Consider the following 23,467-nt stretch of genomic DNA (forward strand, 5'->3'; position numbering starts at 1 on the left):
CGAAAGCACAGTTGCTGCAGGTCTGCTTCATCCGAGCCGGGCCGCCAGCGCGGCGGCCGCGTTCCGCACCTCGTACCCCAGCGACGTGGTGTCCTCGAAGGTCTGGCTGTGGGACGGACCGGCGACCTGGACAGCTGCCAGGCAGGCACCGCTCGGGGACAGCACCGGGGCGGCGACCGCGGTGGTGCCGATGACCCGTTCGTCGCGAGAGAGGGTCCATCCTGTCGCCCGGACGGCCTCGAGTTCGCGATGGAAGTCTCCCAGGGTGACCGTCGTGCCATCTGCGCGCGTGAACGCATCCTTCCCCTTGAAGACTTCGTCGAGCTCCGACGGCTCCAAGTACGCGGCAAGCGCTTTGCCGGCCCCGAGGTAGAGGGGGAGGCGCTCTCCCAGCGGCAGCACGTATCGAAGCGGATCTGTGCCCTCGACCCGCGCCACGGCAGCGCGTGAGATGCCGGCGCGGACGAACACGGAGGACGTCAGCCCGGTGGCGTCGGCGAGCTGCTGCAGGATGACCGGAGCTGCCAGGGCCACGCGGCTCGTCGTCAGATAGGCATGGGCGCCGAAGAGCATCGCCACGCCCGTGCGGTAGCCCGAAGCGTCGTGTTCGACCCGTCCGCGGCCCTCGAGGACCGTGAGGATCCGCTGCGTGGTCGCCACGTGCAGATCTGCTTCCCGTGCGACCTCGCTCAGGCGCAGTGGCGTCCCGCTGCGCTCCAGGACCTCGAGCACGTCGATGGCGCGCTCCAGCGAACGCATCGTGCTCGGACGCTTCTCCTCGTTCACGCTCTCGCCTCCCTGCATCTGCTCATCGTGGAGCGTTCCGGCGTCGTGCCGTGCTCGCCACGCGGGCGGGATCTGTTGACAAGGTGTCGGCGCCCACCCATACTCATTCAGAGCCTGATAGACCTTATCACAGAATGAGACTCGCAATGATGCAGCCATCGACTCACGAGTCGCCTCCGTCGACTCCGCCACCGGGCTCGGAACGGACTGCGGAGGCGCGCAGGAGGGGGCGGTCGCGCTTGTCCGCGATCGTCGCCGCGATCATCGCGTGCGTAGGCGTGACGACGATCGTCGGATCGCTCCCGCTCGGCTACTGGACCGCGCTGGGGCCCGGGCCCGGATTCTTCCCGCTCTGGCTCGGCATCCTGCTGGCCATGCTCGGCGTGGCCTGGGCCGTGACCGAGGTGCGCTCCTGGCGCGCCGGCGTCTCCTCTCGGCCCGCCTCCGCGGAGGAGGAGCCGCCGGAGTACTCCCTGCCCACCGCCGCCGCGATCGTGGCCAGCCTGGTGATCCTCGCGGCCTGCCTCGAGGTGCTCGGCTACCAGCTGAGCATGCTGTTCTTCCTTCTCTTCCACCTGCTGGTGCTCGGCAAGCGCGGTCTGCTGCTCTCGGCCGTGATCGCCGTGACGGGCAGCTTCGGAGTGTTCATGGTCTTCACCCTGCTGCTCGGTGTGCCGCTGCCGGCGTCGTCGATCCCGCTGCTGCGCGGAGTGGGGCTCTGACATGGATACTCTGCCCGCACTCATGGACGGGTTCGCAGCGGCCCTGTCCCCACACAACCTGCTGTTCGCCCTGATCGGCTGCATCCTCGGCACCATCCTGGGCCTGCTGCCGGGCATCGGCTCGACCGCCGGCATGGCGATCCTGATCCCGCTGACCATGGCGATGGACCCCGCTGGTGCCATCATCATGCTCGCCGCCATCTTCTACGGAGGAGCCTACGGCGGCACCATCACCAGCGTCCTGCTGAACATCCCCGGCGAGGGAGAATCCGCGATCACCGCGATCGACGGCTGCGAGATGACCAAGCGCGGCCGCGCCGGCGTCGCCCTGACCACCGCCGGCATCGGCTCCTTCATCGGCGGCACCACCGCCACCATCGGCTTGGTCGTCGCCGCCGAGCCGCTGGCCAGACTCGGTCTGCGGGTAGGACCACCGGAGTTCTTCTCCCTGGTGCTGATCGGGCTGGCGCTGCTGGTCGGGCTCGTCGGCCGCTCCGTGCTCAAGGGCATGATCTCCGCGGCCATCGGCCTGCTGATCGCCATGGTGGGCATCGACCCGGTCGCGGGGCTGCCCCGATTCACCTTCGGCCAGGCCCACTTCTTCGACGGCATCAGCTACATCCCCGTCCTGGTCGGAATCTTCGGCCTGGGGGAGCTGCTGGCCAGCGCCGGCGGTGCGTCGGCCCGTCCCAAGGCCCCTTCGCTGCGCGAGCTCATCCCCTCCCGCGCGGACTTCCGCCGCAGCGCCCCCACCATCGCCCGCGGCACCGCGATCGGCGGCATCATCGGCCTGATCCCCGGTGTCAGCTCGGCGATCTCCTCCCTGCTCGCCTACAGCGCCGAGCGGAAGATCTCCAAGCACGGCAAGGAGTTCGGCAAGGGAGCCATCGAGGGCGTCGCCGCCCCGGAGACCGCGAACAACGCCCACAGCAATGCCTCCTTCGTGCCGCTGTTCACCCTCGGCATCCCCGCCTCCCCGGCGATCGCCGTGCTAATGGGCGCGTTCTTGCAGAACGGTCTCACCCCGGGCCCACGCCTGTTCGTCGAGGCACCGGACCTGGTCTGGACGGTGATCGCCAGCTTGTTCGTGGGCAATCTGCTGCTGCTGGTGCTGAACGTGCCGCTGGTGGGGGTGTGGACCCGCATCCTCGCGATCCCGTACTCGGTGCTGCGGGCGATCATCTTCGCCTTCATCGTGATCGGCTCCTACGCCGTCAACAACAGCGTCATCGACATCTACGTCATGGTGTTCTTCGGCGTCGTCGGATTCGTGTTCCGCCAGGTCAACGTCCCCGTCGCCCCGCTGGTGCTCACCCTGATCCTGGGTCCCTTCATCGAGAGCGCACTGCGCGAATCCCTGCAGATCTCCCAGGGCGACTTCGGGATCTTCCTGGACCGGCCCCTGTCGCTGGTCTTCCTCATCATCGCCGCCGCCATCCTCCTCGCCTCGATCCTCGGCGCCGGTCTGAAGAGAAGGGCAGAGCTGCCCGTCGACGCCGAGGTCTGAGGCGGCTCGCCCCTGCAGTACCCACCCTGAAAGGAAACGTTCCATGTCCTCCACACCCCGCATCTCGCGCCGCGCCCTCGCCGCTCCGGCGCTCGGTCTCACCGCGACCCTGCTGTTCTCCGGCTGCGCCAACGTCGGCGGCGGCTCAGGCGGCTCCGGCGGCTCCAGCGATTCCGGCGGCGGCGCGAGCGTCGACTACCCGACGGGGCCCATCACGCTGGTGGTCGGCTTCTCCGCCGGCGGCTCCACCGACACCGGGGCGCGGCTGATGGCCACCGCGCTCGAGGAGAAGCTCGGCACCTCGTTCACCGTCGTCAACAAGCCCGGGGCCAACTCGCAGCTGGCCTACACCGAGCTCACGCAGTCCGAGCCCGACGGCTACACCATGAGCACGATCAACTTCCCCTCCGCCATCATGACCGTGATCGACGAGAGCCGCGGCGCCACCTACACCCGGGAGGACTTCGCACCGGTCGCCCTGCAGGTCATCGACCCCACCGCCATCGCGGTCGCACCCGACAGCGACATCGAGACCCCCGAGGACCTGATCGCCGCCGCCGAGGCCGCTCCCGGTGAGCTGCGCGCCACCACCACCGGTGTGGCCAGCAACGAGCACTTCGCGCTCGCGATGCTGGAGAAGGCGACGGGCGCGAAGATCGCGCCGGTCCACTTCGCCGACGGCGCCTCCGCCGCGACCACCGCCTTCCTGGGCGGGAACACCGAACTGCTGCTCGCCAACATCAGCGATCTCCAGTCCCTGCAGGAATCCGGCGAACTGCGGATCATCGGCGTGATGGACGAGGAGCGCAGCGACTTCGTCCCCGACGTTCCCACCTTCGCCGAGGCCGGGATCGATGTCTCCCTGTCCTCCTCGCGTGGCTATGCCTTCCCTGCCGGCACCCCCGACGAGGTCATCACCACGGTCTCCGACGCCATGGGAGAGGTCATGGCGACACCCGAGTTCGAGGAGAAGATGACCCAGCAGGGCCTCGCCCCCGCGTACAAGGACAGCGAGGAGTACGCCGAGTACTGGACCGAGACCCAGGCACTCTTCGAGGAGCTGTACCCGCTGGTCCGTGAGGCGAAGTGATGACCGGCGCCACAGTCTCCTCTCCGACCGACGCCCCCGCACCCGCTGCTCCCGTCCCCGGCGGGCGGCTCGCCGGCGCAGCGCCCGACAGGCCCGCCCCCACCCTGGTGGAGCGGTTCCGTCGGCTGCCGTCCGCGAACATCGCCGACGCGATGGGCCGCCTGGGCGCCATGGACCCCGGCATCAAGCCCGCCTGGCCGGGGGCGACCATGGTGGGCCCCGCCTTCACCGTCTGGACCCGTCCCGGTGACAATCGCGGCATCCACGAGGCACTGCAGCAGGTGCGCCCCGGCGACGTGATCGTCGTCAACGGCGGCGGGGACCAGGCCCGCGCCCTGATCGGCGAGCTGGTCGCCGGCCGCGCCAAGATCCGCGCTGTCGGCGGCTTCGTGATCGACGGTGCCGTCCGCGACGCGGAGGGCCTGGCCGAGTACGACATGCCGGTCTTCGCTCGCTCCCGCACCCCCTCCGGCCCCTACAAGGACGGACCCTTCGCGCTGTCCATCGACATCGCGGTGGGCGGAGTCGCGGTCCATCCCGGCGACATCGTGGTCGGGGACCCCGACGGCGTGGTCGTCGTCCCCCTCCAATCCGCCGAGGCCATCGCCGAGGCCGCCGAGGCCAAGCAGGCCAAGGAGCTCGCCACTCGGGAGTGGATCGACCAGTCGCTGACTGCCGCGACCGACGGCGCGGAGGTGCGGTCATGACGGTGCTCGCCGGATTCACGCCCACCGAGGCCGGACTCCTCGTCGTCGACGCCGCGCGCGCGGAGGCGCAGCGACGACGCAGTCCGCTGCTGATCCTGAACTCCGCGACCGGCTCCGCCTGCGCCGACCGGGGCCTGGCGACCGCGGCGGACCTGCACCGGCTGCGCGAACACGTCGCCGAGGCCGGGATCGACGCCGAGGTCCGGCAGATCACCCAGGCCGTCACCGCGTCGGAGTCACTGATCCACACCGCCGAGGAGATCTCGGCGGAGATCGTCGTGATCGGCCTGCGCCAGCGCACCCGCACCGGCAAGTTCCTCATGGGCAGCGTGGCTCAGGACGTCCTGCTCCACGCCCCCTGCGACGTGCTCGCCCTCCGCCTGCCTTTCTGACCGCTCCCACACCCACTGCATCGCAAAGGACCCTTCATGCCCGCAGCCAGCACCCCGCACACCCCGGACACCGACGCCGCTGCCACACCGACGACCATCGCCATCCTCGGACTCGGGGAGGTGGGCCGCATCTACGGCGCCGCGCTCGCCGCCGCCGGGCACGAGGTGCTCGGCTACGACCCGTACAGCACAGGCGCGGTCGAAGGACTCACCGTCCTGGACGATCTCGAGGCAGCGGTGGAGCGCGCTGACATGGTGTTCACGCTGACCCCGGCATCCGTGGGGCTCTCTGTGGCGCGGGAGGCCGCACCGGCACTGCGCCCCGGGACCCTGTATGCCGACTTCACCTCCGCCGCGCCCGCCGCGAAGCAGGAGCTGACCGGTGTGTTCGCGTGCGTACCGGGGGTGCGGCCGGCGGACGTGGCGATCCTGGGGCCCGTCGTGCAGCTGGGAGCGGGCACGCCGCTGATGACCGCCGGCCCGGGCGCACGGGCCCTTGCGCCGATCCTGCGCACGCTCGGCGCGGACGTGCAGGTGGTGGAGGGGGAGATCGGTGCCGCCATGGGGCACAAGCTGGTGCGCAGCGTGTTCATGAAGAGCCTCGCCGCCGCTGTCACCGAGGCGGTGCGCGCCGGCCGTGCTGCCGGGCACGAGGAGTGGATCCGAGGGCAGATCGCCCGCGAGCTCTCCGGCGACGGGCAGGGGACGATCGATCGCTTCCTGCGCGGCAGCGTCCTGCACGCCGCCCGCCGCCATCAGGAGATGGAGTCCGTGGCCGGCTATCTCGACGACCTCGGTGTGACCCCGACGATGTCCCGCGCAGCGGCGGAGGTGCACCGGGCACTGCAGGACGAGTCAGCGCCCGCACAGACCGGGTGACCGTGCCCGGCGCGGACGGCAGACGCCTGCCCCGCAGCCTGTTCACGGTGATGCCTCCCGAGTGGGGAACTCTACCCATTCCCTGCGTCGGTCCACGAATCTGCTGTGAATGCGAGGACGACGTAGGCGACTGCACGACATTCAAGGGTGACGACGTGGACCACAACAGCAGCCGAATCTGGCCGATCAGTGCCATGCAGACGCGCCCCTGATCCGCTGCGGCGTCGAGTGGGGTGGAGTTCCTTGGAGGGATGTAGCGCGGTGGCCGCGTCCATGTCCGGGACGATCACGGAACCACCGCGCTGCACCACAATGCGGGACTCAATCGGGCGACCGACTCGACGACTCCGGTCCGTTTTTGCGCGCGCATCGACCCATCAGCGGGACCGCCTCGAGCGCGCAGGGCTGAAACGCGGCTTCGCAGCGGCGAGCGGCCAACTGGACCGACGCTTGGCGCTATGCGCGCCCCTGGGAAAAGCTCGCGGGGCCGCAATGGCCGGGCTCACGTACTGACCGCGACGGGAAGCCATCTGCTCATCGGCGATCGCGCCCGCGAACACGATTGCACAGATTCCCACGAACACTCCGAAACCTGCGGTGAAGCCATCCATGTTCGGGATGCCCAGATCCATGGCCAGCGCGAACGCGAGTCCCACGGTTGCAACCACTGCGCTGGTGTACCGATGTCGATAGTGCCTGAAACTCCTCATGGCGTCTTTCCTTTTCGTTTGTAGATCTCTCCACGATCCCACAATCGGATTTCACGCTCGAGGAGTTGTGGCACTCTGACCAGGCGTTTTAGTCGGCATGATATTGTCGTCGCTGATGTAGAGCTGGTGTTTACAGTTGGGTCGGCTCCATGGATGTGACGCAGATCATGCACGGTGTCAAAGGTGCCCCCACAGTCGGGGATGCTGGTAGGCAGGTCATCGCGGCTGGCCCCAGGGGTTCGCAGGAGCCCTCGAGCTTCGGCGGGCGAAACCCGTCCAGCAGCGTCACCGCCCAGAAGTGGGGTTCGAAGCGGGGGTCGTCGATCAACTGGACGGTGCCAGGATCATTGAACGGATCCAACACGGTGAGTTGAGTCCCGGATAGTGGTGTATCGCGGTGGTCGCCGTGATCGTCACGGACGTGGACGCGGCCATCGTGTGATCCTTCGAGTGGACTTTCCGCAGCACTCTCGAATGAAACGCCCTGGGTTTTGTTCCGTGGGTAGAGACGGTCGCGGTCGTGAGGCGCACCGAAGCCGAGGTGCGAAAGGATGGCCATCTGGGAGTGACCACAGCTCTGCACTGGAGCCGATGAATGGGAGTAATCACGATGGCGCAATGTTGGCTGTACATTTTCGAGAACGCGAAACAGAAGAAGGTGTATATAGGGATAGGTAACAGCCTGGAGCGGATCTTCGGGAAGCACAACGCTGACGCCGACGCGCTGCGTGAGGAGTCGACCACGGTGATCCTGCAGACCGTGGAGCCCTTCAGTTCGCGCGCGGACGCGCGGAAAGCGGAAGCGGTCGCTATCCATGTGGCTTCGTTCGCCGGGATGGAGGTTGTCGTCGACGATGAGTCGCCGGGCCTCGTAACCAACCGCGCCGGAGTGGTGTCGACCAGAGAGCTCGGCCCGGCGATCGCCCTCAGGGACGGTGAGGTGCATGCTGAGGAGCTAGGAGACGCAGTGTTCGTCTCGATCTCCGCTGCGGAGATGGACGTGCGGCCGACCCCGTTCGGGGGGCGGGAGGCAGCGTCGTTCGCAACGCGCGCACAGAAGTACTGGAACATTTCCGCGGCGAAACGACCAGGTATCCGGCACCTGGTGGCGCTGCTCAAGGGGGGTGGCAACGTGGTCCTCGGGAGTTGGCGAGTCGACTCTGAAAAGAGGTGGGAACCGATTTCCGACTGGGAAAGCCTCGGCTCACCTTATCGGTCGAGAGTCGTGATTCCGCTGGTCGATCCGAGCGAGGACAACTTTCGGGACATCAAGGGAAAGCGGCTCGTGGGACTGCGGGCCAACAGCGGCCCCGTCTACGGCAACAGCGTGTCGTGAGTCAGGCGCTTTGACAAGTTGACGCGACGGCGGGTTCAACTGGACGTCACAGCACCCCCGTGACCTCGGAGGTGGGTGATGGTTCGTGGTCAACTGTCAGCGGATTGAGCGATACGACCCGAGCTTCGCTCTCCCGGACACCCGAAGTTCCAGCGGCACGTCGAGGCCGTATTCTGGTCCGAGATCCTGACGGGGCTGCTGCCGGTCGCAGCCGCGATCGCAGAAGCCATCGACTGGTTCAATCACCGGCGACTGCACGGAGTGATCGGAATGATGCCGCCCTTCGAGCCCGAAGACACCTGCCATCGCAGTCAGGCCGTGCTGGCAACCGTCGACGCGGCGCTTGCGAGCCTCTGACGAACCCGGGGCGATTCGTTGACGAAGGACGTCGACGACAGGGAGGACGGGCGATATCCTCGCGTCGTCCGCGGGCGGCCGCCACCTGTCCACTATTCGGCGAGGGCCTCCGCCACCAACCCCGGGAAGTCCTCGATCGAATCCGGCTCCACGACGGCCACGCCCTCTCTGCCCGGCGCGGCCATGCGCCACCGGATGATGCCCGCGTGGTCACCCTTCCACAGGATGATCGCGCCGCCGCGTCCGGAGGGGATCGTGAGCATGGGGTTCGCGTTATCCACCTCGATGCGGTCCTCGAGCTCGGGGTGTGCCTCGAGGAGAAGCTGATGGACGCGGTCGCGCTCGAGAAGGCGCTCGAAGCCGTCGTTCAGTTCACGAGTGGGGAACATGATGCCTGCCTTCGGTGCGGTGGCCGCGTTCTGCTCGCAGCCGGGATGTCTCTGAGTCTGTCGAAGGGGACCGACATCCCGCACCAAGCCTCAGCAGGAGGCGGAGAGCGGACCGGTTCCAGAACGCGCTGGTGCGACGCAGAGTGGCACGCGCGCGTTGGTCATGTGCAACCGATCGAGCACTGGCAAGCCGAGGGGGAAGTCCATCGAGTTCGCCCTGTAGCCCGCGGTCTCAGTTCGTCGACTTGTTCGGCACCAGGTAGTGCGGGCCGACGAAACCGACGTGGATCTTCCCGGTAGCACCCCCGGTGTCGTCGAGGAAGTAGACCCGTGGTGCGAGATTCCCGCCACCCTCGGCGATCTTCAGATGGGCGACCATGTGGATCCGCCCATCGCTGCTCAAGGTCTCTTCCACGGGGAACAGTCGTGCGTCGTAGTGACGGCTCGAGTGCACCACGGAGTCACTTTCTGTCATCGACAGCTTCTTGACGGTGGCGGGCCAGGTGCCGGGGCGTCCGCTCTCGCACCACTGCCAGAACCCGCCACCTTCCCAGCCCTCTCTCCGGTCACGGGCGTACCCCGCGAGCGCGCGCAGTCCGCGCCACGTCGTGTTCCCCCAGGCGGAGGCGTTGGAAGTGGTCGTCAGCTTCGCGAGGTCCCGCCGCGCGCCGTCGGGGACGGCGAGCCACTCTTGCAGATAGCCCTGTGCGGCGGTGATGGCCTCGTCGATGTCCTCCACGGTGTCGGGGATGGTGTCTCCAGTGTCGTGCTCGGTGGCGAAGAGGAGATGTTCCTTGCCGTCCTCGCGCAGCACCTCGCGCAGGCGATTCAGATGCGCGATCGAACTGGCGAGTTCCTCCTGGGCATCGTCCCGTTCACTGCGCAGCGCATCGCGCTCGGTCTCGAGCCCCTGGAGATCGCTCTCGGCCTGATCCACGAGCTCGCTCCATTCCTCACGGAGAGCGGCGAGCACATCGGCGCTGGCGGCTCCGTCCTCCAGCACAGGTGCGGCGAGCACAGGGTCCGAGAACACGCGGAACGCCCGCGGCATGCGGCGCCGTGTCGAGAGCTCGGCGACGGTGTCGACCACCCGGTCGATCACGATCTCGCGCCTCTCGTGCAGGCGCCGGGCGGAGTAGAAGCGATGCTGGCGGCCCTCGGACCAGCGTGTGACTGGAGTGGGCAGGTATACCCGGATCCCGCCGCTGTGGACGGCGTTCGTGCCGAGAGCCTCGGCGAGCGTCGCGGTCGCAGCACGGTCGAGCGTCACCACGAGCGCGACACCCTCGGAACGCTTCGCGATGACCTCCGCAGTCTTCCCCCAGGTGTCGGCGTCCTGCCCGTCGGGCTCGGTGCACACGATCACAGGCATCTCCCGGTCGTCGGAGGCGAGCACCTCGGTGAGCACGCCGACTCCTGCTGCGGGGAAGGGCATCACCTCTCCCGCCACCCGGCTGCCCCCGAAGGTGGGAGCGGTCGACTCCTGGAGCAGGTGGTGGACCACCCGCGGTCGTCCGCGGGAGATTTCCTCGGTCGGGATGTCAGAGTCCATCCGGTTCTCTACCAGGACCGTCAGCTCGTCTGTCCCGTGCAGGAGGCGGACCGTGGTGGACCAGATGGTCGTGGTGGTGGTCGAAGCGTCCTCGGTGGCGAGCTCGAAAGCATCCACTCCTTCGGGGGTGGTGAAGGCGCGCACTGCGATCGCGCGGGTGCCGCCCTGACGGAGTGGATGACTCGTCGGCCCATCCTGGAGGGGTTGGGCCACTTCTCCCTCATGGGCCCAGGACCAGGCGTGGTCCTTCATGCGGGTGAAGCGCTCGGCGGAGTCCTCACTCGCCGGGTCACTCCAGATCGCTCGGTACAGGATCGCCATGTCGCCTCCGCTCACGGGCCGTTGCTCAGGTACGGACGGTGATCTCCGCACCAGGTCTGTCTCTCCCGTCACAGTATGTTCTCCAGGGCAGACAGGCGGGGCGACGCCGTCCTCCAACGCTCACGATGACGGCGTCAGGCAGCTCGGGCAGTCCTGGCCAGTGCGCAGTGCCTTCGCCAAGGGCGAATGCGTGGTCCAGCTCGACCGGGGGTGACCATCGGAGGTGGCAAGCTGGTCCGCGAGCTTCTCCACTCTCTCGAGGACGTTCCACGTGGAGGTGGCCTCAGGGAGGACGACGTCGGCATGGGCGCCCGAGTTCAGGAACTTGGTGGAGCTCTTGGAGAGCAGGTCCGACAACTCGCCGAGTTGGCATCGCGCGGGAATGTGGCGTCCGTGATCGCACCACCGGTCCACGGTCTCCCGCAGGGTCGCGAGCACGCTGTCACTGACCGAGCCGAGCAAATTGGACTCGTCCGGTGCGCGATTCTCCGGATGCAGGTCAAGCCCCGCTTGCCCCAGCAGCATGTCGACGTCCTTCGCACACATCTCGACGGCTTGCCGGGTGTGCGCGGCGAAGGCGGCGCGGAACCACAGCCGGTCCTGATGCTGATCCCAGTAGTCCTTCTTCAGCTTGAGCGCGCGTGCCACGGCCTGTGCGGTGCCGCGTGACGTCAGGACGGAGTAGCTGTCCGTACCATCCTGGTCTCGGTGGATCTCCATGGTGTCCTGCACGGTCGCAGGGTTGCGGTGGCGGTGCCCGTCCCACAGATCGCGCACCAGCTGATCGTCATGGGTGAGCACGAGCACCTGGTGCGCCGGAGGGCCGCCACCGTCGAGCAGGCGCTCAATTCCCTTGCTCGCGAGGGACTTGCGGGACGTGGAGTCGAGCATGTCGCTGGGGTCGTCGATCACGATCGTCGAGCCCGGATGATCGCGCTCGATCCGCGCGAGGTGGGCGGACATCCCGAGCATGTCGAGCTGGGCGTCGGAGAGATACCCGGTGGCATGCGGCGCCGTGGCGCCGTCCGCGAGGCCGGCCACGAGCAGGTCGAGCGATGGCCGGCCGGAGGTGGCCTTCGCGGAGAGGGATATGCGCGGCGTGCCCTCGGGTCCGAGGATCCCGAGCCAGTCGTTGATCGGTCCCTCGAGCTCGACGAACTCGTCCTTGACCCGGGTGACCAACAGGGCTTTGGTCGTCGCTTGAGCGCGCTTGAGCATGGGGGCGAGGGCGACGCGGCGGACCTTCAGATCGTCGAGGGCCTTGCGCGTCCCGTCGGCGTCGGCCGTGATCGCGTCGACGGCGCGGCGACGAGCGGGGTCTGCATCGTCCACGGCGGTCTGTGCGATCTGGGCACGGGCCACGTCCAGGCGCTCAAGGGCGCCCGCCACTCCTCGCGCCCAAGGCGCCACGTCGAGCTGCTCCCTCTGCGTGAAGGCGTCGTGGAGCACGGTGAGCGCCTGCCGCCAGTCCTCGGGTTCCGGGCGGTCAGGCCGCTCCGGAGGGGCGGTCGCGGCGAGCCAGCCCGCGATCTGGGCGGCGAACGTATCGCGACGCTGTGCCAGCGCTGTTCTCTCTGCAGCTTTCCGTGCAGCCGCCTCCGAGGCGTCCAGTAACGCCCTCACCTCGTCGAGGCGAGCCTGCGGTACCGGTGCCTGCGCACAGGCGGGGCAATGCTCATCGGGCTCGGCGACCTCGACGAACGCATTCAGCAACGCAGCGGTCTCGGAGTCGAGCGGCGCGCCCAAGGGATCCGGATCTGTCGCCGCCTCGAGCTCGCAGGCGAGCTGCCGCCATGGATCGGCCGACGGCGAGTTTGGGAGGTTCTCCGGCTGGATCTTCTGCTCCCTTGCCCATCGCTCGAGCGCGGGGACGCAAGCGTCCTCTTCCTCGTCGAGCGCGACCTCGCGCTCGAGCAACTGCAGGTACGGCTCGCCGCCCTCGCTGGCCTCCTTCGCCTTCTCCCCGAGCGCCTTCGCAATCGCGGTCCAGCTCGCGCTGGTCTCCGCGAGTCCGAGCGCTGCACCGAGCGGCTCGATACGCTCCGTGCGTTTCGCGTTCACGAGCTCGCGCAGCAGGCGACGGGGCAGGACCTGTAGGTCGGGGTGGCGGGGAGCGGGGGTGTCGAAGTCGGCCCACTCGCAGTCGACCAGCTGCTCCCCGCGGCGGTATCGGACCGTAACGCGCGGCGGATGCTCGGGATCTGGAGTTCCCTCCAAGGTTCGGTGGGTGATGTGGTCCTTGTCCTTCACCTCGGACATGGCCTGGGGGAGACCCTTGCTCCGCGTGGTCGCGCCCTTGGCGACGAGCTCGAAGGCGTCCGACAGGCTCGTCTTCCCCTTGCCGTTCCCGGCGTACACGATGGTCAATCCCTCGGAAAGGCGGAGGATCTGCTCGGGCCCGAAAGAGCGGATTCCCTGCACAGCGATGGAATGCACAGCGGCGGGTTCTGCGCGCACAGGGCGAGGGTCAGTGGCAGACGGTTCGGGCAGGCGCTGGGAGATCTTTTCTGCAAGCTCTTCGTCGTCGAGGGTGAAGCCTCCGCGCACCAGCGAATCCAGGACGTCGCAGATCACGTCGGCGGCGGCGTCCTCGGCGATGCGGTCGGTCTCTGTCATGATGATCCCCCTTGCCTCATGCGTCGCCGACGGACGCGTGCGAGCTCGACATTCCGGTGGTGGTGACAGGACCAGTCTGCCAGGAGCATGCCTGCAAGGCCCGAAGACCTACAGGCATCGGGTAGATCGTCAGCTGTGCCCTGTGGGGAGAGCATGCGAATGTCCGCTGGGCCGTGGTGCTGTGCTTCCTGTTCCTGTGGTGTGAGGCGGGCGTGGTCACCTTCCTGACCACCCAGCTGATGGACATGGGCATGGGCGTCTCCGACGCGATCCTGGTCTCGGGCGCCTCGGGCGCCTCGGGCCTGACCGGCTGGATCGGTCAGGTGGTGTGGGGGACCCTCTCGGACTGCCTCGGTCGGAAGTTCTCGATCGCCTTCCTCATCGTCGGCTGGGTGGGGAGTCTGCTGGCGATGATCGTCCTCCAGGACCTCGTCACGGCCTGGATCATCCTGCTCATCTGGGGTCTGTTCCGCAATGCCCCGTTCCCGGTGGGCTACGCGCCGCTCGTCGACTCGGTGCCCCGCGCCGCCGGCACGGCGCTGGGGATCATGATCGGCGTGGCCCTCGGGGTCTCGGGGATCTTCGCCTCCGCGGTCTCCGGCATCGTGATCACCCAGCTCGGCTTCACCTGGCACTACGTGATCCTCGCGCTGATCTGCCGAATCGGCTTCATCCCCCTGGCCCGCATCACCGAGACCGTGCGCGTCGCCCAGCGCGACGCCGCCGCCTGACCCACCCCATCCGTCGTCCGTCGACGACGAGGAAGTACCCTTCATGAGCATCGACCACCTGCTCGCCCCCGACGCACGACTCGAGAAGGTCGCGAGCGGCTTCACCTGGGTCGAGGGCCCGGCCTGGATCTCGGCTCGCGGCGTGCTGCGCTTCAGCGACATCCCCGGCAACCGGGTGCTGTAGTTCTCCGAGGCCGACGGCACGACCGTCGAGATCAGCGTGGAGGCCGAATACACCAACGGTCGCACCCTCGCCCGCGACGGCTCGGTCATCGAGTGCTCCCACGGGCGCCGCGCCGTGCAGATCGACCGCTCCGCCTCCACGTCCGGCGCCGACTACGCTCCGGAGGTCCTCGTGAACCGCTTCAGCAGCGCCCGCCCGAACTCGCCGAACGACGTGGTGGAGAAGTCCGACGGGACGATCTGGTTCACCGATCTCTCCTACGGGATCAAGCGACCGATCGAGGAGCATGCGGGGGAGGAGGAGTACGGGGACCGCTACGTGTTCCGCTTCGATCCGGAGGACGGCTCGCTCAGCCCCGTGGTGATCGACGTGGAGGCGCCCAACGGGCTCGCGTTCTCGCCCGACGAATCGATCCTCTACGTCGCCGACTCTTCGATCGACCCGCCCGACCGCGACAACCCCAACCCCGACCGGCCCGGCGGGCACTCGATCCACGCCTATGACGTGGTCGAGGGACGGCATGCGAAGAACGGCCGTGAGCTGGTGGAAGTGGGGTCGGGGCTTCCCGACGGGTTCCGCGTGGACACCGAGGGGAACATCTGGACCTCCTCGCTCACCGGCGTCCAGGTCGTCACCCCTGCCGGGGAGAAGTTCGGCGAGATCGAGGTGCCGGAGAAGGTCGCGAACTGCTGCTTCGGCGGGGCCGACGGCAGCACGCTCTACATCTGCGCGACCTCGAGCATCTACCGGATCAGGACGACGGCGCAGGTTGCGGTGGCGGCTCGGCGGTGACCCCCCATGGGCGGGCGACTACCTGATGGTGACGTCGGTCGTCCGGTCGGTCGGTCCTCGATGGTGCCCGGAATGGAGGTCCGTGGTGGTGAGGCTGACCCGGAGCTGACGTCCGGTGCGTTCGAGGGCTCGGCGGAGGGCATCGGCGTGGACGAGAACAGCATGGGGTGCATCCCTACCCGTCGCGGGATCCGTGATCACGAGCTCGTCCTGCGCGTCGACGCAGTCGAGCCGCCACCCCGTCCACCGAGCGCCCAGCAGCTGCAGCAGGTCTGCGGACAGAGGAGCGGGATCGACGTCATGGAGGGTCGGCACGAGCTCGCCTTCCGATGACAACACGGAGAAGCACTGCGCATAGAGCGTTCGAGGGCGCTCATGGCGCGGTGTCGCGTCACCTGTGGGATCCAGCGGTGGCGTCAGTCTTGCCTTCTCGACGTGGACCACTTCGTGACGAGTACGGCCTGGAAGGGGTCGACCGTCGTCCTCACGCATCATCCACCGCTGACGGCCCAGTCTGAGCGTCGGCATGGTCGGCGGGTCGGTCCTCGACGGTGCGAGGTGACGGAACATCCCGTCGACGACGAACCATTCGGTGCCCTCGGGATCGACGACGAGTACTTCTGGCTGCGGATCCGTCTCGTGCGGAACGCCGACGGCCCACCAGGTCTCAGGTCGGACCTCGTCGGAGTTCCAGAGCATGGTCGACAGGGGCGCGGTGGGGTCAGGGTAGACATCCCAGGCGTCCGACGGATCGATGAGGCGCTCGCCGGCGGGATTCTCGGGCGATCCCGCCTTGATGACGCCCTCCTGAAAGGAGAAGAGCCGCGCCCCCGTGGGGTGGTCGGCGTACTGCCTGGCGAGCCACCGACCACGGACGAGCGAGAGCACGTGCTCGGCCACGGGATCCTCGGCATCGTCTCGGAATGACGTGGAGCGAAACTTCCAGGACACGCCGAGAGACCGGAGGATGCCGGCCTCGAATCGCTCCGCATCACTCGGGGAACGTCCATCCGCGAACATCGCGCGGTCGTCCTCGGGGATCAACGTGCGCCGTTGGAACCGGCGTATCGGCGGCGTCGGCGGAAGCATCTTGGCGAGGAACTCGTGCATGGGGCACTCGGACCCGGTCGCCGAGTGGAGCGCGGCGAGAGCACGATACGACGCGGGGCGGTCGGCGTCCTCCAGCATCCCGGTGCAGACCTCGCGCACGATCTCCGCAGCTCGGGAGTGCGGCCATCGACCGACTACACCGGCAGCGGCCGTGAGCAGGGCATCGAGGGGATGGTCGTCATCGACAGAGCGGAGGGTGTCGACCGCGGGCCGGAGCTGCTCCGAGTGGCTGTGCAGGAGCTCCGTCAGGCTGCTTATCGCGAAGGCGGGGAGCTCCGACCTCACGCCGGCACATCCCATCCAGGCGAGAAGCTCCATGGAGGTACGGGCGTCTCCAGGGGATGACGCCGGCCATCCCTCGATGGCGTACCAGCTCAGCAGATCCTCCATCCGCTGCTGGCTGTCCTGGGTTCCGTCGCACAGGTTCTCAAGCGTCTGCGGCCAGAACGTCGATCGCTGGGGGAGGTCGAGGCGACCGAGCAGCTCGGCGAGCCATGCGATCCCGAGGGTGCGGCGGCGCGGAGCGCTGAGCACGGACCAGACGATGAGCTTGCTCGCCTCCGAACCCTGACGGAGCAGTCGCTCCGCGTGCTTCTCGGTCCGTGCGGTGAATCGCGAGTCGTCCCGTGCGCTCAAGGACAGGGCGTAGGCGATGTCGATCGCTTCCCTGGCGACCTCCCGAGGCGGCACGTCCGGGAGCTCGCGAGGGGGATCCTCTGTGGGCAGGAGCTCGGCGATCACCCCGAGCAGCCATTCCCGGCGGTCCTCGTCCTGGGCGGAGACGTGCGCATCGATCTCGCCGCGACGGATCGCGTGACGAGCGCGGTGTATGTCATGGAGCGCCTCGAACCGGAAGCGCACCGATCCGGTCACGGGATCGCACTCCAGGAGCCCTTCGCCGCCGAGACGGTGGACGACGGCATCGACCTGATCGGCGGCCAGGTGCGTCGACGCCGCCAGATCGGTGACCGCTGTGGTCCCGCGTGCTTCTGCGACGGCATCGATCACGCTCCTGATCGCACGTTCCGTCAGGTCCAGGGCCTGTGCGCCTTCGTCGGCGAGCACGTTGACCCAGGCATCGAGGAGCGCCGTGGTGCCGACTGCATGCGACGAGTCCTCGCCGCGTGCGGCGAGGACGCGGACGGCGACGGCGGCGAGAAGCGGGTTCGACAGCGCCGTGCGCCAGCGAGTGCCGGGAGGTGCGCCGAGTGCGCGCTCCACCGAGCGGGAGATCGTCACGCGATCCGGCGAGGAGTGCTCCCATTCCGGGAGAGGGGTGTCGCCGGGCGGCATCATGTCTCGACGGCTCGAGATGATCAGTAGGATGTTCGGGTTCCTGGAGAGCACCTCGCGGAGGCGTTCCAACGCGGAGGGGAGGTCGCGCAGCGCCGCCTCGTTGAGGCCATCGATCACGAGGTGGAGCGGCCGTCCTGCGCGGTGACTGATGTGGTCGAGCATGGCGGCGATCTCCGAGGACTCGGCCCGTTCGTTCTCGAAGCTCCCTCGCCAAGGCTGTGCCAGGATCGGGGCGTCGGAGAGCGTGAAGTCGCGTGCTCGCAGCAGCAGGACCGGTGTCCCGGCCGCGAGAGCACGCACGGTGAACTGAGCGAGCTGGTAGCTCTTGCCGGTGCCCCACTGCCCTGAGATCAGGAGACCGCCGGAGACAGCCGCGTCAGCGGTGGCGATCAGGGGCTCGACGCGTTCGAGCAGGATGATGAGGCTTCGGACGTATCTGCGCACCCTGTCCTTCAGGATGTCGAGTTCGAACCGGTCGGGGGAGTTGTCTCGAGGTGCGCTGAGTGTTTCCCTCAGGAACGAGATCGCGGTGTCGGCTGCGCTCTCCGCAGCGTCTTCCAGGGAATGGAGCTCGGGTGCCAGGGCGCCCGCGGGGACAGAGTTCTCGAGGGTGAGTCGTGCTCCGATCTCACGGATGCGTTCGGCACCGTCGCTGTGGCGGGGCTGGTGTGGTCCTGGGAGCGTGACCGCTCGCGCCCGGGAGTCGACCTCGTGGAGAGCCTCTTTGAGCCCGCTGACGTCGACGTGATGAGGGAGGGCTGATGCCGCCGCAGTTCGGTCGAGCACCTCTGCCGTCTCGTGGGTCGGGTACTGGAGCTGCGGGACGTCGTCGTCGCCGAGACGGGAGAGGATCTCTCCTGCTCTGGCGAGTGAGTACTTCGAGATGTCCTCGAGCCGGATCGGCGACAGGGCGGCCATCACGCGGAAGTACTCGGGGCGATGCTCGCGGATGATCCTGTCGATGTCTTCGGCGAAGAGCACCATGACGTCGACATCGCGGTTCTCCGCGGCAGCGAGGTCTGACATCTCCTGCAGCGCTTTCGCTGACTTGGAGTCGTTTCCCGTCGTGCGCTTCGTGCCGCGCCCTGCGCCGCTGGTCCTGTGCGCGGTGGAGCACCAGACGTAGGTGGTCACGGCGGCGTGCTCCGGGCTGGCGAGGAAGCTAGAGAAGGACTCCATGACACTCAAGACCTCGGCGGCGAAGGATGCAAACGCTTTGCATTGGATCGCGAGGTCTCCGGAGCTCGTGGAGATCTTCGCCTCGACCCCGCCGTCCCGACTGGGGGCCATTAGCACGGGCCTTCTCGAGGGAGCCATCCCGAGATCCTCGGCGATGTTCTCGATGATCCCGCCGCACACCCATTCAAAGGTGTCTTCTTCGGCCTTGTGGACTGTCTGTGGCAGCACGGACCCTCCTCATTCCTGTGGGATCACGCTAGCCGCACTGCACAAGTTGCGAGCCCTTCGCGACAAGCTCGCTGAGATGGTCGCCCGCCAGCCCCTCTCTGATCAGTGTCAGTGCGGGAGTGCAGTGGCGTGCCGCTCAGCTCCAGGTAGCGGCCTGTTCAGCCCCGGCGCACCCCGCCCGCGAGCAATTCGACCACGGTCTGCGCGAGCAGCACCGCCCCGTCCCGCACGGCCTGGTCCGCCGCCGGCGTCGCGGCGGCGTCGGCGAATTCGGGCTGATGGTTCACCGCGGGCAGTGAATCGATGCCCAGGTAGGGGTGGAGCGCCCGGACGCGCTGGGAGACGTTGCCCATGTCGGTCGAGGCCGTCGCCATGCCGCGCGGCCCGTCCTCGGCGAGATTGATGTCCCGGCCCTGCGCGGCGGCGAGTCGGGTGAAGATCTCGGCGAGCTCGAGGTCGTTGCGGAACTCGGCGTAGCGGGGGCTGGTCTCCGTGAGCTCCCACGAGCACCCGGTCGCGATCGCTCCGGCCTCGAAGCAGGCGCGCACCCGCTCGAAGGCGACGTCGAGCTCCTCGAGCGTGTCCGCGCGCACGTACCAGGATCCGCGGGCGCTGCCGGGGATCACATTCGGCGCCGTGCCCGCCTCCTGGACGATGCCGTGGACGCGGAGGGAATCGGACAGCTGCTGGCGCAGCAGCCCGATGGCGACCTGGGCGACGGTGAACGCGTCGGCGGCGTTCACCCCGAGGTGCGGGTAGGCCCCGGCGTGCGAGGCTGTGCCCTGGTACTCGACGTCGAAGTGCGCGACAGCGCGGGGGCGGGCGAGGACGGCGTCTGCCGGGCCGGGATGGACCATCAGCGCCGCTTCGAGGCCGTCGAAGCAGCCGGCCTCGAGCATCGGGATCTTGCCGCCGCCGCCCTCCTCCGCCGGGGTGCCGAGCACGCGGATCCGCAGGTCGAGCTCGCCCGACACGGGCTGCAGGGTGCGGGCTGCGCCGAGCGCGGCGGCCGCGATGACGTTGTGGCCGCAGGCGTGGCCGAGGCCCGGCAGCGCGTCGTACTCGGCGACGATCCCGATGGTCCTGGACCCTGTGCCGTGCTCGGCCACGAAGGCCGTGGCCAGGTCCGCCGCACCCCGGGTCACCTCGAACCCCCACGCGTCGAGGCTCTCCGCGAGGAACGCGGCGGAGGCGTGCTCGGCCCAGGCGGTCTCCGGGTGGGCGTGGAGATGGTGGCTGATCCCGACCAGCTCCTCGCGCCGCTCCTCGACCTCCGCCTGGACGGCGTGCAGGAGCCGTTCCGTGCTCATTCGTCCCCCGGGACGCCGTAGGACGGTGCGGCCGTCGGGTCGAGCGCGCGGAGGCGGTAGTCCGCCTTCTGCGGCATCCACAGCGCCAGCAGCCGTTCGATCTCGCCGAGCGGGTCCTCGGCGTCGTCGACGCGCAGGTCGGTGGTGCACCAGGGCACGTCGTCGACGACGGCGAGGCCGGCGGAGCGGATCTCTCCCGCTTCGCCGCCGGCTGCGACGGCGGCGCGGAACGCGGCCAGCAGCCGGTGCTCGAGCTGCTCGCCGTCGGCGGCCTCGAAGGCGGCGACCATCGCGGGGATCACCGCCTCGTCGGCCAACAGGTTGCCGGCGGCGACGCACTGGTCCCCGACGGCAGCCGCCCGCGTGCCGAGCGCGTTCTCGCCGGAGTGCTCCGCGGTGCGGCCTCCTGCGTCGACGACGGTGAGCTGACGGAAGTCGGCGTGCTGCTCCGTCCCCAGTACGGCGGCGAGGGCCGCGTCCGCCGCTTCCCCGGCCTCGAGCCGGTCGAGGACGGCGGCGCCGAGTGCCGGGTTGGTGACGTTCTGGGAGGCGACGGCGCCGACTCCGGCGCGCAGGTGCAGGCAGCGGGCGGCGACGGCCGGACTCGAGGAGCTCACCACCATGCCCAGCGCTCCGGTGCGCGCGTCGCGGGCGACGAGGGAGAAGGTCACCGGGTCACCGCCTCGTGATCGTCTGCCGGGTCGCTGACCACCGCGGTCGCGTCGATCTCCACGAGCCATTCGGGGCGGGCGAGTGCATCGACGACGAGACCGGTGGACACGGGGTGCACGCCCCGCAGCCAGCGTCCCATCACCCGGTACACGGTCTCGCGGTAGCGGATGTCGGTGAGGTAGACGGTCACCTTCACGATGTCGGCGAGGCGGCTGCCGGACTCCTGCAGCAGCAAGTCGATGTTGGCCATGGCCTTCTCCGCCTGGGCCCCCACGTCCCCGACGCCGACGGACTCCCGGGTGTCGAGGTCCTGGCCGATCTGGCCGCGCAGGTAGACGACGCCGCCGGCGACGACGGCCTGGCACAGGTCGTTGTCGAGGTTCTGCTCGGGGTAGGTGTCCTTCGTGGTGAAGGGGCGGATGCGCGTATGGGTGGTCATCGGGCGATCTCCTCCAGAAGTCGCGGTGCGGGCTTGGAACGGGGCGGCGACGCGGGCAGGTCGGGTGAGTACCGCGCGTACCGGCGCCGGGTCTCGATGTGGTCGACGACGTGCATCGCGTCGTGCCAGGTGCCCCAGATGAAGCTCGAGCCGCGGCGGGACAGCCACGGCAGGCCCAGGAAGTAGATGCCGGGCTCGGTGGAGACGCCGCGCTCGTGGGCGGGGCGGCCGGTCTCGTCGAAGGCGTCGACCTGCAGCCAGCTGAAGTCCTGCCGGTAGCCGGTCGCCCAGATGATCGAGGTGATGCCGGCCGCGCGCGGATCGAGCGTGCGCACCGGGTCGGTGACACAGGCGGGCATCGGGCCGAGCAGATGAGCGCCTGGCTCCTCGGGGAGATCCAGCCCGTTCGCCGCGCAGTACGCGTCGGCCTCGGCCAGCAGCCCCAGCAGGTTCGCGTCCCCGGCGGCGATGTTGCGCTCGAGGTCGCCGGCGAAGCGCAGCCGGCCGTCCGCGGCCGGCTCGGTGCGCCCCACCAGGGTGATGCCGGCGTCGGCCAGCTCCCGGAACTCGACGGTGTGCCCGCCGCGGGCGCCGCTGACGGCGATGGTGACGTGCTCGGAATCCGGGGCGGTCGCGTCCCACTTGCCGAGCACCCCGAGCCACCACACGAAGTCGCGGCCGCGGTAGCTGCGCGGGGGCCGGTCGTGGGGGCCGACGGACAGGTGCACCCGGCGCCCGTTCGCGCGGAGCTCCTCGGCGATCTGGGCGCCCGAGGAGCCGGCGCCCACGACGAGCACGCCACCTTCGGGCAGCTGCTCGGGATTGCGGTAGTCCGCGGAGTGGATCTGGTGGGGCACCAGGTCCTCGCCGATGATGCCCGGCGCGACGGGGACCTGGAAGGGCCCGGTCGCCGCGATGACGCTGCCGGCGGCGATCGTGCCTCGGTCGGTCTTCACGAGGAAGCCGGGGGCCCCGTCCCGACGCGTCACCGAGCGCACCTCGACGCCGGTGCGGACGGGGGAGTCGATGCGGCGGGCGAAGACGGCGAAGTAGTCGGCCATCTGGTCCTTGGTGGCGAACTCGTCCGGACCCACCCCGGGAATCTCCATGTCGGGGAAGCGGTCGTGCCAGGCCGGTCCGTTGGCGACGAGGGAGTCCCAGCGGCCGTGGCGCCAGCGATCGGCGACGTCGGCCTTCTCGAGGACGAGGTGGGGGATGCCCTGGCGGGTGAGGTGGGCGCTCGCGGCGAGGCCGGACTGGCCTGCGCCGACGACGACGACCTCGGTGGACTCTGGCAGGGAGGCGGTCATGGGGCTCCGTTCGATGGCGGGTGAGGGGATCAACGGGAGGTGGCAGCGTGCGAGCGCGAGGCCAGCTCCGCGTTCAGCCGGTCGATGTCGAGCCCGACCTCGGGCCCCACCAGCGCGCCGACCTGGGCGAGGGCCGGCGGGCGCAGGCTCGCGCGGTCCATGGCGCGGGTGTCGTAGAAGATCTCGTCGGCCCGGGCGTCGCGGACCACGGCGCGGTCCGCCATGACGATCACGCGATCGAAGTTCTGGGCGACGAACTCCATGTCGTGGGAGATCGTGATGATCGCCTTGCCCCGCTGCTGGAGGTGGTCGATGAGCGCGGTCAGGCGCAGCAGCCCGGCGAGGTCCTGGCCGGCCGTCGGCTCGTCGAGGATCACCACCTCCGGATCCGCCGCGAGCACCGAGGCGATCGCGACGAACTTGCGGATCGACAGGGGCAGGTCGTAGGGATTGGTGCCCATCGCGGCGCCGAGCCCGGCGGCCTCGCAGGCGCGGGTGACCCGCTCGTCCCGGTCGGCGGTGGAGAGTTTGAGACGGCGCAGGCCGTAGCCCACCTCTTTGGCGACGGTGGGGTTGAAGATCTGGTCGTCGGGGTTCTGGAAGACGTACCCGACCCGGCGGGAGGTCTGGGCGGCGGTCTGTCGGGCCGTGTCGGTGCCGTCGATGCGCACGGTCCCGCTCGTGGGGCGCAGCAGGCCGTTGATCATTGTCACGGTGGTCGTCTTGCCGGCCCCGTTCTGGCCGATGATCGCCACCGATTCGCCGGCCTCGACGCCGAAGCTCACGGAGTCGACGGCCTGGAACCCGTTGGGGTAGCTGTACGAGACGTGCTCGAGGGAGACGAGAGGCATG

At 68.9% G+C, this 23,467-nt stretch carries 20 protein-coding genes and 1 pseudogene; 10 read left to right on the forward strand and 11 right to left on the reverse strand.

What is annotated here, in order from left to right; all coding sequences use genetic code 11:
• Window positions 1-27: 27 nt before the first annotated feature.
• Window positions 28-804, reverse strand: a complete 777-nt coding sequence (locus BH708_RS16300; protein ID WP_076810072.1) for an IclR family transcriptional regulator — start codon at window positions 802-804, stop codon at window positions 28-30.
• 131 nt (window positions 805-935) lie between these two features.
• Between BH708_RS16300 and BH708_RS16305 the strand changes: the two genes are divergently transcribed.
• The 6 genes from BH708_RS16305 to BH708_RS16330 are packed head-to-tail and all read left to right on the forward strand — an operon-like array spanning window position 936 to window position 6,083.
• Window positions 936-1,508, forward strand: a complete 573-nt coding sequence (locus BH708_RS16305; RefSeq protein ID WP_256386317.1) for a tripartite tricarboxylate transporter TctB family protein — start codon at window positions 936-938, stop codon at window positions 1,506-1,508.
• Window position 1,509: 1 nt separating this feature from the next.
• A complete protein-coding gene (locus BH708_RS16310; RefSeq protein ID WP_076810074.1) occupies window positions 1,510-3,015 on the forward strand; it encodes a tripartite tricarboxylate transporter permease in 1,506 nt (501 codons plus the stop codon).
• Window positions 3,016-3,058: 43 nt separating this feature from the next.
• Window positions 3,059-4,105 (forward strand): tripartite tricarboxylate transporter substrate binding protein, encoded by a 1,047-nt coding sequence (locus tag BH708_RS16315; protein WP_076810075.1) that lies wholly within the window; start codon window positions 3,059-3,061, stop codon window positions 4,103-4,105.
• Entirely contained in the window at window positions 4,105-4,812 is a 708-nt protein-coding gene (locus tag BH708_RS16320; protein WP_076810076.1) for an RraA family protein, read from the forward strand. Before BH708_RS16315 ends, BH708_RS16320 begins: the two co-directional genes overlap by 1 nt.
• On the forward strand, window positions 4,809-5,204 hold the full coding sequence (locus BH708_RS16325) for a universal stress protein (protein WP_076810077.1): 396 nt from the start codon (window positions 4,809-4,811) through the stop codon (window positions 5,202-5,204). The genes BH708_RS16320 and BH708_RS16325 overlap by 4 nt, the downstream gene beginning before the upstream one ends.
• A gap of 36 nt (window positions 5,205-5,240) precedes the next feature.
• The gene (locus BH708_RS16330; RefSeq protein ID WP_083713704.1) at window positions 5,241-6,083 is read left to right on the forward strand and encodes an NAD(P)-dependent oxidoreductase; all 843 of its coding nucleotides are present in this window, start codon (window positions 5,241-5,243) and stop codon (window positions 6,081-6,083) included.
• A gap of 377 nt (window positions 6,084-6,460) precedes the next feature.
• Here the strand turns inward: BH708_RS16330 and BH708_RS16335 are convergent, their stop codons facing one another.
• Complete coding sequence (locus BH708_RS16335; protein ID WP_157236006.1) at window positions 6,461-6,751, reverse strand: hypothetical protein; 291 nt, start codon at window positions 6,749-6,751, stop codon at window positions 6,461-6,463.
• A 637-nt stretch (window positions 6,752-7,388) separates the two neighbouring features.
• Here BH708_RS16335 and BH708_RS16340 point away from each other — a divergent pair.
• Complete coding sequence (locus BH708_RS16340) at window positions 7,389-8,129, forward strand: GIY-YIG nuclease family protein (RefSeq protein ID WP_076810079.1); 741 nt, start codon at window positions 7,389-7,391, stop codon at window positions 8,127-8,129.
• Between the two features lie 449 nt (window positions 8,130-8,578).
• Here the strand turns inward: BH708_RS16340 and BH708_RS16345 are convergent, their stop codons facing one another.
• The 3 genes from BH708_RS16345 to BH708_RS16355 all read right to left on the reverse strand — a co-directional run bounded on the left by BH708_RS16345 (window position 8,579) and on the right by BH708_RS16355 (window position 13,364).
• Entirely contained in the window at window positions 8,579-8,875 is a 297-nt protein-coding gene (locus BH708_RS16345) for a hypothetical protein (RefSeq protein WP_076810080.1), read from the reverse strand.
• 232 nt (window positions 8,876-9,107) lie between these two features.
• Window positions 9,108-10,748, reverse strand: coding sequence for a hypothetical protein (locus tag BH708_RS16350; RefSeq protein ID WP_083713705.1), 1,641 nt, complete (start codon window positions 10,746-10,748; stop codon window positions 9,108-9,110).
• A 120-nt stretch (window positions 10,749-10,868) separates the two neighbouring features.
• Window positions 10,869-13,364: an ATP-binding protein gene (locus BH708_RS16355; protein ID WP_076810081.1), complete on the reverse strand. Its 2,496-nt coding sequence runs from the start codon at window positions 13,362-13,364 to the stop codon at window positions 10,869-10,871.
• A 173-nt stretch (window positions 13,365-13,537) separates the two neighbouring features.
• Between BH708_RS16355 and BH708_RS16360 the strand changes: the two genes are divergently transcribed.
• The 3 genes and pseudogenes from BH708_RS16360 to BH708_RS16365 all read left to right on the forward strand — a co-directional run.
• Window positions 13,538-14,095, forward strand: a complete 558-nt coding sequence (locus tag BH708_RS16360) for an MFS transporter (RefSeq protein ID WP_076810082.1) — start codon at window positions 13,538-13,540, stop codon at window positions 14,093-14,095.
• A 43-nt stretch (window positions 14,096-14,138) separates the two neighbouring features.
• On the forward strand, window positions 14,139-14,279 hold the full coding sequence (locus BH708_RS20615; protein ID WP_371329876.1) for a hypothetical protein: 141 nt from the start codon (window positions 14,139-14,141) through the stop codon (window positions 14,277-14,279).
• A gap of 24 nt (window positions 14,280-14,303) precedes the next feature.
• Window positions 14,304-15,071 (forward strand): annotated as a pseudogene (locus BH708_RS16365) (SMP-30/gluconolactonase/LRE family protein); the annotation flags it as partial.
• An 18-nt stretch (window positions 15,072-15,089) separates the two neighbouring features.
• Here the strand turns inward: BH708_RS16365 and BH708_RS16370 are convergent.
• The 6 genes from BH708_RS16370 to BH708_RS16395 all read right to left on the reverse strand — a co-directional run bounded on the left by BH708_RS16370 (window position 15,090) and on the right by BH708_RS16395 (window position 23,466).
• Window positions 15,090-18,884: a hypothetical protein gene (locus BH708_RS16370; protein ID WP_157236008.1), complete on the reverse strand. Its 3,795-nt coding sequence runs from the start codon at window positions 18,882-18,884 to the stop codon at window positions 15,090-15,092.
• A gap of 158 nt (window positions 18,885-19,042) precedes the next feature.
• Window positions 19,043-20,194, reverse strand: a complete 1,152-nt coding sequence (locus BH708_RS16375; protein ID WP_076810084.1) for an amidohydrolase — start codon at window positions 20,192-20,194, stop codon at window positions 19,043-19,045.
• Window positions 20,191-20,865: a DUF1028 domain-containing protein gene (locus tag BH708_RS16380; RefSeq protein WP_076810085.1), complete on the reverse strand. Its 675-nt coding sequence runs from the start codon at window positions 20,863-20,865 to the stop codon at window positions 20,191-20,193. Before BH708_RS16380 ends, BH708_RS16375 begins: the two co-directional genes overlap by 4 nt.
• Window positions 20,862-21,305: a RidA family protein gene (locus BH708_RS16385; protein ID WP_076810086.1), complete on the reverse strand. Its 444-nt coding sequence runs from the start codon at window positions 21,303-21,305 to the stop codon at window positions 20,862-20,864. The genes BH708_RS16380 and BH708_RS16385 overlap by 4 nt, the downstream gene beginning before the upstream one ends.
• Window positions 21,302-22,615 (reverse strand): NAD(P)/FAD-dependent oxidoreductase, encoded by a 1,314-nt coding sequence (locus tag BH708_RS16390; RefSeq protein WP_076810087.1) that lies wholly within the window; start codon window positions 22,613-22,615, stop codon window positions 21,302-21,304. Before BH708_RS16390 ends, BH708_RS16385 begins: the two co-directional genes overlap by 4 nt.
• Before the next feature lie 29 nt (window positions 22,616-22,644).
• Window positions 22,645-23,466 (reverse strand): energy-coupling factor ABC transporter ATP-binding protein, encoded by an 822-nt coding sequence (locus BH708_RS16395; protein WP_076810088.1) that lies wholly within the window; start codon window positions 23,464-23,466, stop codon window positions 22,645-22,647.
• Window position 23,467: the final 1 nt, after the last annotated feature.

Source organism: Brachybacterium sp. P6-10-X1, from assembly GCF_001969445.1.
Lineage (GTDB): Bacteria > Actinomycetota > Actinomycetes > Actinomycetales > Dermabacteraceae > Brachybacterium.